Source organism: Photorhabdus khanii NC19, assembly GCF_000517265.1.
Classification (GTDB): Bacteria; Pseudomonadota; Gammaproteobacteria; order Enterobacterales; family Enterobacteriaceae; genus Photorhabdus; species Photorhabdus khanii.
This window is the reverse complement of the sequence record NZ_AYSJ01000004.1, coordinates 450,197-463,173: the sequence shown is the minus strand read 5'-3', so window position 1 is coordinate 463,173 and position 12,977 is coordinate 450,197. Positions and strand designations below refer to the sequence as shown.

11 protein-coding genes and 3 tRNA genes are annotated in these 12,977 nt (G+C 43.9%); 7 read left to right on the top strand and 7 right to left on the bottom strand.

What is annotated here, in order from left to right; genetic code table 11:
• The first annotated feature begins 601 nt into the window (after positions 1-601).
• Positions 602-703, top strand: a complete 102-nt coding sequence (locus PTE_RS26965) for a PAAR domain-containing protein (RefSeq protein WP_339366711.1) — start codon at positions 602-604, stop codon at positions 701-703.
• A 154-nt stretch (positions 704-857) separates the two neighbouring features.
• Here the strand turns inward: PTE_RS26965 and mscM are convergent, their stop codons facing one another.
• From mscM to rsgA, 3 genes are all read right to left on the bottom strand, one after another.
• Positions 858-4,193 (bottom strand): miniconductance mechanosensitive channel MscM, encoded by a 3,336-nt coding sequence (mscM, locus tag PTE_RS06505; RefSeq protein WP_036844128.1) that lies wholly within the window; start codon positions 4,191-4,193, stop codon positions 858-860.
• A gap of 26 nt (positions 4,194-4,219) precedes the next feature.
• Positions 4,220-5,113: an archaetidylserine decarboxylase gene (gene asd / locus PTE_RS06500; protein ID WP_036844127.1), complete on the bottom strand. Its 894-nt coding sequence runs from the start codon at positions 5,111-5,113 to the stop codon at positions 4,220-4,222.
• Between the two features lie 78 nt (positions 5,114-5,191).
• Entirely contained in the window at positions 5,192-6,247 is a 1,056-nt protein-coding gene (gene rsgA / locus PTE_RS06495) for a small ribosomal subunit biogenesis GTPase RsgA (RefSeq protein ID WP_036844126.1), read from the bottom strand.
• Positions 6,248-6,341: 94 nt separating this feature from the next.
• Here rsgA and orn point away from each other — a divergent pair, with 94 nt between their 5' ends.
• From orn to PTE_RS06475, 4 genes are all read left to right on the top strand, one after another.
• Complete coding sequence (gene orn / locus PTE_RS06490; protein ID WP_036844125.1) at positions 6,342-6,890, top strand: oligoribonuclease; 549 nt, start codon at positions 6,342-6,344, stop codon at positions 6,888-6,890.
• A 205-nt stretch (positions 6,891-7,095) separates the two neighbouring features.
• Positions 7,096-7,171 (top strand) — tRNA-Gly (locus PTE_RS06485).
• 55 nt (positions 7,172-7,226) lie between these two features.
• A tRNA-Gly gene (locus PTE_RS06480) sits at positions 7,227-7,302 on the top strand.
• A gap of 50 nt (positions 7,303-7,352) precedes the next feature.
• Positions 7,353-7,428 (top strand) — tRNA-Gly (locus PTE_RS06475).
• Between the two features lie 175 nt (positions 7,429-7,603).
• Here PTE_RS06475 and PTE_RS06470 read toward each other — a convergent pair.
• The 4 genes from PTE_RS06470 to queG form a co-directional block, all read right to left on the bottom strand.
• Entirely contained in the window at positions 7,604-7,930 is a 327-nt protein-coding gene (locus tag PTE_RS06470) for a type II toxin-antitoxin system RelE/ParE family toxin (RefSeq protein WP_036844124.1), read from the bottom strand.
• Complete coding sequence (locus PTE_RS06465; RefSeq protein WP_036844123.1) at positions 7,930-8,205, bottom strand: type II toxin-antitoxin system Phd/YefM family antitoxin; 276 nt, start codon at positions 8,203-8,205, stop codon at positions 7,930-7,932. The genes PTE_RS06470 and PTE_RS06465 overlap by 1 nt, the downstream gene beginning before the upstream one ends.
• 425 nt (positions 8,206-8,630) lie before the next feature.
• Complete coding sequence (locus PTE_RS06460; RefSeq protein ID WP_036844122.1) at positions 8,631-9,062, bottom strand: flagellar protein FlhE; 432 nt, start codon at positions 9,060-9,062, stop codon at positions 8,631-8,633.
• A gap of 823 nt (positions 9,063-9,885) precedes the next feature.
• Entirely contained in the window at positions 9,886-11,043 is a 1,158-nt protein-coding gene (gene queG / locus PTE_RS06455) for a tRNA epoxyqueuosine(34) reductase QueG (protein WP_036844357.1), read from the bottom strand.
• A 171-nt stretch (positions 11,044-11,214) separates the two neighbouring features.
• Here queG and tsaE point away from each other — a divergent pair, with 171 nt between their 5' ends.
• Together tsaE and amiB are read left to right on the top strand one after the other, a co-directional pair.
• Positions 11,215-11,679, top strand: coding sequence for a tRNA (adenosine(37)-N6)-threonylcarbamoyltransferase complex ATPase subunit type 1 TsaE (gene tsaE / locus PTE_RS06450; protein WP_036844121.1), 465 nt, complete (start codon positions 11,215-11,217; stop codon positions 11,677-11,679).
• Positions 11,680-11,693: 14 nt separating this feature from the next.
• Positions 11,694-12,977 (top strand): N-acetylmuramoyl-L-alanine amidase AmiB, encoded by a 1,284-nt coding sequence (gene amiB, locus PTE_RS06445; RefSeq protein WP_036844120.1) that lies wholly within the window; start codon positions 11,694-11,696, stop codon positions 12,975-12,977.

Genomic DNA, 12,977 nt, shown 5'->3' with positions numbered 1-12,977 from the left:
GCTTCATCTAACGTAAAATTGACGACCGTAAAAGTCATGGGTGCCAGGTTGCCGATAGTGCAGGAAAAGCGGAGTCCGGTTTTCATGATTTTTCCTCAATGATGTTACATGAGCTTCTGGTGCCCGGGCATATTGTAAAATCTCCAGCATTCACCGGTGCCGTTATTGATGACGGTTAATCGGTGAAAGCTTGTTTCGACCAGGCAGAGGGCGAAGGCGGTATGTAATGTTTTAGCGAAGACATACATTTCGCCTTCATGTTCATATTTACACTTGTCTCTTTTGTATCCAAATATTAATGTTAATTTATATTTCAGTCTAATAAATATCAAGCTTGATATTTTAAAGATGTGTAAATTTCGTTTTAAAACAGTGAATGACGTAAATTTTATAGGTGTTCAGGTAACATGATTATTTTAGTTATTTCAAATAGTTTGGTTTCGGTTGGTTTGTTTTAATCAAGTTGTAACGCCACGATAGGCAAACGTCATAAGCTGAAATTAATATTTAACTAATAGTTAAGTGGGTAAAAGATGTTGCGTTCCATTATTTTGGTTGGAGATTCGACTTCGCATGGTGGCAAGGTGATGGCGGTTTTGATGTGTTAGGGAAGAAAGCGGCTCGGGTTGGGGATGCGGTATCCTGTCCCAAATGTGGTGGTAATCAAACCATCGTGGAAGGGACGCTGGGTATACAGTTCTAATGGGCAAATGTATGCACTGGAGGGGATGAAAAACTCTTGTGGGGCGACATTGATTGCTTCGCAAAGTCTATTTCAGGCATAGGATGGCGGTAACTGCCTGAAATAGAGTGGGTTGATTTAAGCGCGGATGCTCAGTCCTTCATTATCTGTCTTTTTATAAACTGCCGGGTTGGCGTGGTGGATTTCGGCCTGACATATTGGTCGTCGCACTGCGGATATTCTGACCAATTATATCAATGCTAGCCTGAAAGGGTGGGAATGGCAGAGTAATACCATGCTTGTGAAATTCTTGCAGAATAAGCTGGTGGACTTCATGACGGACGGGCATTCGGTGCCCCATTTCCGCGGCATAAATACGTAATTCAAATATCTGAATGCCATGCTGGAGATCAACCAGATACACTTCAGGTGCCGGGTTATCCAGGATCAGAGCGCTGCGTTTGGCCGCATTTAACAGGATTTGGGTGATTTCTTCGCTGTTATTTTCTGCCGGAGCAGGAATTGTCAGTACGACACGGGTGATGGTGTCAGACAATGACCAGTTGATAAATTGCTCAGTGATAAAGGCTTTGTTAGGAACAATAATCTCTTTCCGGTCCCAATCTGAGAGCGTCGTTGCCCGTGTATTGATCTTAGTGATGCTGCCGGTCAGATTGCGGATGGTGACGGTATCACCAATGCGGATGGGTTTTTCAAACAGGATCATCAGGCCAGAAACGATGTTGGCGAAGATTTCTTGTAAGCCAAAACCAAGCCCAACCCCCAGTGCGGCAACAAGCCATTGCAGTTTTGACCATTCAAGGCCAATCAGCGAGAAACCTACTAAGCCACCGATCAGCGTAATGGTGTATTTGGTTAGTGTGGTAATAGCAAAGCCAGTACCTGGGGTTAGTTCCAAATGTTGCAATAAGGCCAGCTCAAGCAGTGCAGGCAGGTTACGTACCAGTTGCGTCGTGATAATAATCACCAGTATGGCAATTAATACCGAGCCCATTGTGATGGGTTGAACTGTTTCTACATTGTTTATCGTTGTGGTGACATCCCACAGGCGGATATTTTCCAGGAATGAGAAAGCTGAATGGAGTTCTGACCAGAGCAAAATCAGTGAAACCAGTGCCAGCATAGTCAGAATTGAGCGTATCAATCCCAAGGATTGAGCACTGATTGCATCCAGGTCAATAATAGGTTCGTCAACCTCAATGGAGCCTTCGATGCTGCTTGAACCCGTTGAATCATCTTCTCCTTTGGCGCGTTGAGCCAGAATTTCCGCCCGTCGCTGTTTTGCCCGTTCAAAGGCAATCCTGCGCCGCTGAATCAGCATCCAGCGCCGGATAATGTGGTAAATAACCAGCAGGAAGAACCAGATAGCAACGGAGGTCTCCAAACGTCCCAGTAATGCCTGTGATGTACTGAAATAGCCCAGTATGGAAGCCAGAGCAGCAATTATTGGCGCAGAGAGTAAAATCCACCAGAGAGCAGTATTGATAACGTTTTCACCGGAGCCATTTTTATCCAGATAGAGTGGGACTCTTGCCCGTTTCAGGCTGCTGGTAATCAAGCTTAAGGAGACACACAATATCAGGAAACAGAGCCTGCCAAGTGTGGAGGCAAATTCTCGATCACTGTAATGTTCGAAAGTGATTAATGCCATCACCAATGGCACGATGGCAAAGATAGAGAGTTGGTAAAATCGCAATGCGCGTTTGACTCGCTCTTCCGGCCAACGAAAATGGGCGATGAATAGCCCATTTGGATGCGCAAACGTCGCACTCAGCATAAAGATCCACAATACGGGAGTCGTCGCACTGACACCATAACCAATGGCGATCGCCATTGGATACTGCCAGGCGCTTTGCAGCCCATAGCCGATCGCAGACCAGAGCATTGGCAAAGGTAACGCAACAATAACCGACCAGAATACGGTACGCAAAGTAAGCGAGAAGTGATCATATGTTACTTTGCCGATGCGGTTACTCGCGCGCTCAAGAAATGCGTGATAGTGGCGGAGAGAACCGACGCTGAATATGACAAGAAATAGCGCCCCAAGCAGATATAGCAGCGTATCCTGAGTGGTCAGCATGACTATCAGGGCCCCACTCAACTGAGAGAACGTATCCAGTGATAATAAGCGGGTTAGATCCTGTACAACATTAATAGGGTAATTGAGAGAAACAGGATTAACATCTGCGACCCAGAATAGATAACGGTGGGTGGCTTCTTTTACTTCTGTCAGTGCATCGTTTAGCTGGTTGGTAGCGACTTTCAGTTTGGTTAGTTCAAGAATTTCACTGTCATAACCAGATAATAATGAATTGAGTAATTCTTTACGGGTACGAATCAGGGAATCGTAAATCCGCTCTTGTTCGGCCGTCAGTGCAACGTTGTTTGCCTGCGTTGGTTTTGTTTCTTTCTGTAATTGTTCCAGCATATCTTCGTATTTCAGCCGATCGACCCTGAATTTGACAATATTCCGGTCGAGTTGCTGAGGCTTAGACATGTCGGGTAAACGGGCAAGTTGAGTTCGAAGTGCTTCTCCAAGCGTCGTGGAGCCTCCAAGCCATTGGGCCTGTTCACGAATGGTGCTCAATGCTTGCCGGACTTGAATAATATCACTGGCGGCCTGGCGTTGCTTTGAGCCGATAGTATTCATTCGTTGCGCTTGCTGATTTAGCTCCTGAGATAAATGACGGTTCAGTTGCAATTCATCAAGCAGAAATTTTGGTAGCTGACCACTCTGTTCTGCCAGCATTTCTGTATGTTCCAGCGCTAATTCTGCTTTTTGCTGGCGTTGCGCGTTAAGTTGGCTGCGGAGTTGTTGCAGCTCAAGATCAAGTCGCTGATAACGCTTTTTGAACAGATCAACTCGCATACGGGAAATTTCCTGCCGGTTATTGGCAGAAAGTTGAGCTAGTTCCAGTTCATTCACTGTAGCCTTGTGAGCATTTACTTCGGCTTGAGCTAAAGCAAATTGGGCCTCTCCTAACGGAGTGGAGGGTGTTTCTAATGATTGAAGACGAGAGGATGCTTCAGTCAGGAGACGTCGTGCTTCTGACTGTTGTTGTGGTAATAATCCAAGGGAGTCGCTGATTTCCCGTCCTTTGTCCTGTTCTTGCTGTAATTGTCCACCCTGGTCCAGTAACCGACTGCTGATCTGAATGATCTGCTGCTCAAGATTTGCGATTGGCTGGTTAGCAGGAATTTGGCGGGGAGTATCACTTTCAGCAAGTAACTTTTGGCGAAGCTCTCTGATTATTTTGGGGAAATCATCAATGGTAGCCTGATATTTCTGTGTTCTGTCGTTAGCAGATTTAGTATCAGCAATCCAATTGAGCGCCCCTTGGAGCGCCTGAGCAACTTCTGCATCCTGCGGATTTTTACTGGATTCAATTTGTTTCAGTTCTTGTTTGAGCTGGTTTTCATCAAGTTGAGTAGCAGCAAAAACCGGACTAATAATGAGCAGGCTAAGCAATAAGCTGATAATCAGGCGCACGATAGAGGGCTCTCCTTGGAAGGGGATTAGCTTATGTTATCAGTAGGTTCTTCAGGTATTATCGCCTGGGCTAATAGTTCACCCATGCGGGTTGCTGAACCACTGCTTAAGTGCCCGGCTAACTGCACCTGATTTGCTGCGAATAGGTTAATAACGGTAGAGCCCAGTTTGAAGCGCCCCATTTCTTCACCTTTCTTAAAAGAGACAGCGCCAGTTGTACCGGCTTCAGGGTAAGTCCAGCGTTTGATAATACCTTCCCGTGGTGGCGTAACCGTTCCACACCAGGCCATCTCAATACTGCCGACGATCGTTGCACCAACCAGAATCTGGATCATTGGTCCAAATTGAGTATCAAACAGGCAGATGACTCTTTCATTACGAGCGAACAGGTTTGGCACGTTGGCGGCAGTCAACGGATTGACAGAGAACAGATCACCTGGGACATAGATCATCTCTTTCAGTAATCCATCGCAAGGCATATGTACACGGTGATAATCTTTTGGTGATAAGTAAGTCGTTACAAACTGCCCATCACGGAATATCTCTGCCAGTTGATGATTGCCGGCTAGCAGGGCTTCAAGGGTATAGTGGTGCCCTTTGGCCTGAAGAATCTGGTCTGTCCGGATATTACCTAACTGACTGATAATACCATCAGCAGGCAGTGCTAATTGATGTTCTTCGCTGACAACCGGGCGAACATCCTCTTTTAATGGACGGATAAAGAATTCATTGAATGTCGTATAGGCGGAAAACTCAGGTGCTTTCGCTTCATTCATATCCACTTTATAAACACGGGCAAACGTCTTAATTGCCAGTTGAGTCAGCCAGCCGGCCTTTTTATTTGCAAACCAGCCTGCCAGATTCGTAATTCCTTGTTTAGGCAATAAATAATGCAACCTGATTTTAATGTTATCCAGCACGTCAACCTCTTGGATGTTATTCTATCGGCAAATTAGACAAAAGGGGGCTATTGTACCCGTCCTTTTATTTAATGTCAGTTAGCTATCGTTATCTGTAAACGTCTTGCGTGGTTTAATTTGATCCATGCTGTCGAGAATACGGTGATAATTCTCAAAACGTTCTTCAGCTATTTCGTTATTTTCTACTGCGTTCCGCAACGCGCATTCTGGGTCATCCCGATGTTTACAATCACGGAATTTACAACTGCCCAGATAATCGTGGAATTCGACGAAACCCTGAGTTATCTGTTCTGGTGTTAAATGCCATAGGCCAAATTCCCGTACACCTGGGGAATCAATCATATCACCGCCATGTGGAAAGTGATAAAGGCGGGATGCCGTGGTGGTGTGTTGGCCTAAACCGGAAGCTTCTGAAACCTGATTGACCAGAATTTCTTTTTCATCTTCTGGTAGGAGCGTGTTCAGTAAACTTGATTTACCCACTCCGGACTGACCGGCGAAGATACTGATTCTGCCTGCGAGCGTTTTTAGTAATTCTTCCATACCTTCGCCAGTATGGCTTGATAACTTTAATACTCTGTAACCAATATTATGGTATGTGGACATGACTTCATTGACCCATTCACGGCTTTCTTTATCCAATAGGTCAATTTTATTCAGCACAATCAATGGCTCAATGCCCAGTGTTTCACAGGCAACAAGGTAGCGATCGATAATATTGAGTGAAAGTTCAGGGAGAATGGCTGACACAATAATTATCTGGTCAATGTTGGCGGCGATAGGTTTAATGCCATCATAGTAGTCAGGACGTGTCAGTACAGAAGTCCGCTCGTGAACCGCTTCAACAATGCCATTGACTTTAACATCCGTTTGCGTTTGCAGCGAAGGACGCCATACCACCCGATCACCTGTGACTAATGAACGGATCGTTCGGCGAATATTACAACGTTGTATAGAACCGTCTGCTGCTTCTACATCTGCATGTTGGCCGAAACGGCTGATAACCAGCCCTTCTTGAGGTTCACCTAACTGGCTGTCATCCATTTCAGGTTTATTATCCTGTTTTTTCAGTCTGCGCTGATGATTTGCCTGTACCCGCCGTTGCTGGCCTTTGGATAATTTATTCTTAGCCACCGAACCTCACTTGTTCCATATTGATCGCTGCTATTTGTTAAAAGCGCTATGATACACCATTAATAAGAACTATCTCTCCAACCTAGGATATAACATGTCAAAAAGTGAGCACAATCTTATCTGGATAGATCTGGAAATGACGGGTTTAGATCCAGAGCGGGATCGCATTATTGAAATTGCGACAATTGTCACCGATGCAAATTTGAATATTCTGGCTGAAGGGCCAGTCATTGCGATTTATCAGTCTGATGAGCAACTTGCTCTGATGGATGAATGGAATGTGCGTACCCATACTGGCAGTGGGTTGGTTGAACGTGTTAAAGCAAGCAAAATTGATGATCGTGCGGCAGAGAAGGCGACGATTGAGTTTCTGGAACAATGGGTTCCTGCGGGTGCTTCACCTATTTGTGGAAATAGTGTTGCTCAGGATCGGCGTTTTTTGTTCCGTTATATGCCGGAGCTGGAAGCCTATTTTCACTATCGTTATCTGGATGTCAGTACATTGAAAGAATTAGCCCGTCGCTGGAAACCGGAAATCCTGACTGGATTAAAAAAACAGAATACTCATCAGGCATTGGATGATATCCGCGAATCAGTGGCTGAATTAGCTTATTATCGGGAACATTTTATTCAATCGGAATAAGAAAGTTTTATTTTGTCCTCTGTTGGCTATGATAACGCAAGCTCAGTGTGACGGTTATTAACCCGCATTGGTGTTTATTAAATCACCACTTGACCGAAAAGTTTGTTTTTTTGCGCTGAGGGGCTTGCGAGCGCAACGATTTCTCGTATAATGCGCTCCCCGTACCGATGAAGAATTTTATCAGGTATGGCATACTGAAAGATATGCGGGAATAGCTCAGTTGGTAGAGCACGACCTTGCCAAGGTCGGGGTCGCGAGTTCGAGTCTCGTTTCCCGCTCCAAATTTTGATTTGTAATCAGTATGTTTTTTCAGGCTATGATTAGCCAATCAGTGACGCGGGAATAGCTCAGTTGGTAGAGCACAACCTTGCCAAGGTTGGGGTCGCGAGTTCGAGTCTCGTTTCCCGCTCCAAATTTGAAATTAATATATTGGTTTCAGATTATCACTAGCCAGTCAGTAATGCGGGAATAGCTCAGTTGGTAGAGCACGACCTTGCCAAGGTCGGGGTCGCGAGTTCGAGTCTCGTTTCCCGCTCCAATCCTTACTTTCATACCGATGATCCAGAAGTGTTCTTTTCCTTTATTAATCCTATTTTCACGCAATAGAACCCGTTGCATGGTGTCGTAAACATCGTCTGGGTTATTGAGAAACTTTTTATCTTTACTTGTGAATTTAATGGTAATTGAATGCTATTAATACCTGCTAGGAAAACCTAACCACTTAGCAACCGGCGCATAAGCAGGGTTTGCATATCCCGCCGACCATCGGCAATCACAAAAATCACCACCTGTTGACCTATGAGCTGATAAATGGCCCGGTAAGGTTTAAAAAATGTTTGACGGAAGTCGCGAATCCCTAGTTCCTGCAACTCTTTGGGATAATTACCTTTCTCAGGAAAGTTAGCCAGGCTGTTTGCTATTTTCAGCAACTGCTCCAATACATAATCGGCTTTCCCTAGACTGTCATTTTCGACAATATAATCGTAAATATCCTCTAAATCCGCTTCGGCGTCTTTAGTTAATACCACTTTATATAACATCAGGTGAACTTCTCTTTATTCTTTAAGCGTTGAATTACATCCTTTACCGGTGTGATTTCACCTGTTTTAACCTGCTGTTGTCCTAAAGCCAAAATCTTTAACAATGCCATGGTTTCCTGAGTCTGCTCATAAGAGGCAATATCCTGAATCACTGCTTTCGCTTCACCATTTTGCGTAATAATCATTGGTGAGCGGGACTCTGCCAGTGTCGTCATCACCGCAGCTGCATTGGTTTTAAGGTAGCTGATTGGTTTAATCTGTTCTGAATAACGCATAGAATCCCTCACATCGAAAAAGACTAAATATAGACCATAAAAAGTCGATAAATTGATTGTAAAATGACTGAACCAATTAAGCAAATGCAGCTTTTTTGGAAAAGCAGGACAAACAAGTCTACGGATATGAGGCAAAGCAGGAAAAATTATTATTTTTTTAGTTGGTTACCGTGAGTTGCATTTTTCCGCTCCAATTTTTGATTTGCAGATGCCTATCTGGGGTTCTTACATTCATGGCGTTTTGTGCTAAAAAATTCCAATGGTGAGTTCGACAGTTTCTCTATTGATGGACTCAGTTGCCGGGTAGGTCAAGACCAGCAGAAAAGATGATACCTTCAACGATACCGATAGTGATGTTGTCTGGGAGCATGTATTGGCGTGACTTTCCGTTAAACCTGAAACCATCAGGTTTCAGGTCGGGTTGCTCAATACTGATAGTCGACTCTGATCGTATTGTAGTGAGACGGGTAAACAGGGTAAGTGCCCCCGCTCAGAATTCCACTAATTCTAAAGGAACCTTTGGCATCCTGGCCGCTAAAAGCACTTGTGGAGCCATTGAGGTTGCCGGAGACATCCAAGCATTGTGATGGGTTAGAGGAATATCGTGGGGTGTAACAAACGTTGAAATTTTGATTTGTTGCACCATTGGCATACAAGCCGATATTCCAGGATACTGTCGTGATAGTTGCCCTTGTCGGAACTGAAACCGGTGTACTAAAGAAGTTTGAGTTGGTGGTGCCTCCGACATAAACGTTTGGAGCACGAATTGTTTGTGACCAATTGCTGGTAGCGGCAAAAGACATTTGAGCTGCGGTTAACGCGAGAAAACCTACTGCAATTTTGGTGAATCTTTTCATTTTTCGATCCTTATTGCTAGTTAGTTGTCTTAACTGTTATCTGCATACAATAACTGTGCGAAATTCGATATTATCGGTCTGCATAAAAATTGTTTGCTTATTGATTCCTACTGTTTGTCCAGTTCCTCTTTGAACAAATAAAAAGAGTTTCATCGTAATAGACAGTAGATCAAGTGAAAGCCTTAGCTGAATGTTTAAATTGTGAGCCGACTCTACAGCTAATGTATGATATTTGTCCGTTAAGAGTTATTGCTGGGTTATAGGCTATCTGTCTTTCTTTGGCACAGGACACGTAGGAAAGAGAAAGGCATGACCCTTTAGCTCCCAAAGTTTTTTTAACTTCTGCTTGCCAAACTTTTGAGGGTGGTACATAATGCACTCCTTTCAACGATGATGAATTTAAAAATCTCTGTTGAATCAATAAGTTAAGTGGGATTCAGAAGGTTTGCTTCCCTCTCCAAGTTTCTTCCTCAATGATAATACTCGCTTATTTTGATTCGATTTTTGGGCTATAGGGTTCCGTGCTGATTTCTATTTTTTATCCACAGAATAGAAAGTGATTTCCTGGTAAAGTAAGTACGACACCTTAAAATTACCACACAGACTTATCCACAGGCTGTTTCTTTCGTATTTTTCTGATCTTACATTTTGTAAAATCAATATTTCTTCTGTAAGTTATTGATAGTTTTTTGGAATGGTCCTTTGTTAAGAAATGTCATACTGATCACTTGCGCTTTTTTTGCACATTGATCAGCAAGGGATTTTTATTTTATTCACAGGAAAATTATCTGAATTTTTTATACCCTGTCAGGGTGGCTAATAATTAAGCGTCTCTGGGTAAGCCTTTGGTTATTGCTCGGATAAGCCGTTTTTGTTGCGAAGTTTGTACATTGACAGTATTGGTTTCCCGGCGAGTCATTTGTTGGTCAATAGCCCAATGAATATGCTCATCAAGCATTGTGTTTAATCCTAGTTTCTGTTGCAGAGACAGAACGATGTTGTCTCGATATGGTGCGTTTCCCAAGGCAACCGCAATATTGCGTAACCAGCGTAAATGACCAATCCGGCGGATTGCTGAGCCTTCTGTTATTCGCAGGAATTTTTCTTCACTCCAATTGAATAAATCCAATAATTCCGGCGTATGCAATGTTGCCCGGGGGCTGAAATCACCTTCATCTGTTAGTTGGGAAAAGCGGTTCCACGGACAAATAATTTGGCAGTCATCACAACCATAAATGCGGTTTCCCATCAGTGGGCGAAACTCTTCAGGAATAATACCTTCCAATTCAATCGTGAGATAAGAAATGCAACGGCGGGCATCAATGGTATAAGGAGCGATAATTGCACCTGTTGGGCAGGTTGTCATACAGGACACACAGCGGCCACATTGCTCTTGTTGTGGCGTGTCTACAGGTAGGGGAAGATTTATCAGTAGCTCACCAAGAAAGAACCATGAGCCGGCTTCTCTATTAAGGATAAGTGAGTGTTTGCCAACCCAGCCTAATCCAGCTTTAGCGGCTAGTGGTCGCTCCATTATTGGTGCTGAATCAACAAAAGGCCGGAAATTAAGAATTTCCTGATATTCAAAATCATGGCAATAGTTTTGAATTTGTTCACCCAGTTTTTTCAGACGTTGGCGCAGCAGTTTGTGATAATCTCTTCCTAGAGCATAACGGCTTATATAGCCGAGTTTAGAATCATTTAGCGTGCTGGCAAAAGAGGCTTTGGCAGGGAGATAATTCATTCTTACACTGATGACTCTCAATGTTCCTGGCAGTAGTTCATCCGGGCGTGTACGCATCATGCCGTGGCGCTTCATCCATGCCATCTCTCCATGATGCTGCTTATCCAGCCATTCTTGAAATTTTGGTTCTTCTACTGATAAATCAGTATCGCAGATGCCAACTTGCTGGAAACCCAGAGAGAGGCCCCATTGTTTGATGTTTGTGGTCAGAAGATGGAGATCGAGAGGCGTTGCCATGGCGGAAATGAGTTTATGCTGCAAGGAGCCGCAGTATAGCATAATCTGTTGCAGGCCAAAAATAGTGAGTTTGGCAACGAAACTGAGCAGAAGATGTTAAATGTTGATAATAGAGTTGTGTTAGGGTTATCGTTTTAGCTGACGAATTAATAAAACAGCAGATATTATTCGATGAAAGAACTTGTTTTATCACTTCAAGATGAAGAAGCGACGGTTTCCCTTGGAGGCGCGGTTGCTGCTGCCTGTAATCATGGCAGTGTAATTTATTTATATGGTGATTTAGGTGCGGGTAAGACGACATTCAGCCGTGGTTTCTTGCAATCCTTAGGTCATAAAGGGCATGTAAAAAGCCCAACTTACACTTTGGTTGAACCTTACGCTTTAACACCTAGGCCGGTTTACCACTTTGATCTTTACCGGTTGGCTGACCCGGAAGAGTTGGAATTTATGGGAATACGTGATTATTTCCATCAAGATGCTATTTGTCTGGTGGAATGGCCTCAGCAAGGAGAAGGCGTATTACCGAATGCAGATATTAAATTACATTTGAGTTACCAGCCCGAAGGGCGACAGGCACATTTTATTGCTTTGTCTGAATATGGTGAGAGTCTGTTAGATAATTTGAAATATTTATGAGGGATCACCCGACCATGATGCACCCTTTAGTTGCAAAAATGATAAAGAAATGGCAAATCAGTTTTATGATAATTTGCTGGCTGTTTATCATGATGAGCAGTTTAGTGGTGGTAACAGCGACAGCGGCGACTTTATCCAATATTCACGTGAGTAATAGTGTCAGTGAATCCAAAGTGACGATGGTTTTTTCAGGTAGTCGCCCTGATTACAGCTTTTTCCCATTGCATTCACCGGAACGTTTAGTGGTAGATATTCACCAGTCAGGAAATATTATTGGTTTGCCAATGAATCTGCCGGGACTGGATTTAGTGAGGAAAATTCGCGCCAGTCAGGCACCTGATATACAAAAAAAACGTATTGTGTTTGAACTAAATAAGAAAGTTAAAGTCAACTCTATAGTGCAGCAGTCGGGTAGTGAATATCGGGTTATTTTTACCTTGCGGGCTTCTGGTACCTCTGTCAGTAATCCTGTTTTCAGAGAAAGTTCACAAGTGGCAGCCAGTAAATCAGTCATTACTGATAATAAACAGCCGGCGACAAAAAAGGCGACTCCACAAATTACGTCTAAGGGAAGTCAGCGAGTTGTTGTTGCTATTGATGCGGGGCATGGCGGACAAGATCCTGGCGCGATCGGGCAACATGGACTGAAAGAGAAAAATGTCACTATTAGTGTCGCGCGCAAATTGGAAGCGCTATTGCGCAATGATCCTATGTTCAAACCCGTTCTGACCCGTAACGGAGACTATTTTATTTCTGTTACTGGTCGTTCTGAGGTTGCGCGTAAACATAGCGCAAATATGTTGGTTTCTATTCATGCTGACGCTGCGCCTAATCGCAGTGCGCGTGGTGCTTCTGTCTGGGTACTGTCAAACAAGCGTGCAAACAGTGAATTGGGTAATTGGCTTGAGCAGCATGAGAAGCAGTCTGAATTACTGGGCGGTGCAGGAAATGCATTGGCAAATGGTGCAGATCCTTATCTAAGCCAGGCGGTACTGGATTTACAATTCGGTCACTCTCAACGGGTGGGTTATAATGTTGCAGTACAGGTTTTGAATGAGTTGCGCAAAGTTGGCTCATTACATAAACGTTCGCCAGAACATGCCAGTTTGGGTGTGCTACGTTCACCGGATATCCCTTCAATTTTGGTAGAAACTGGGTTTATCAGTAACTCAGCTGAAGAAGCATTGCTTGGTTCCAGTGATTTTCAGGATAAGCTGGCAAGCGCTATCCATCGGGGATTGCGCAACTATTTTCTGGCGCATCCATTACAGGCTGCACCTAAAGCATCAAAGAAGTAA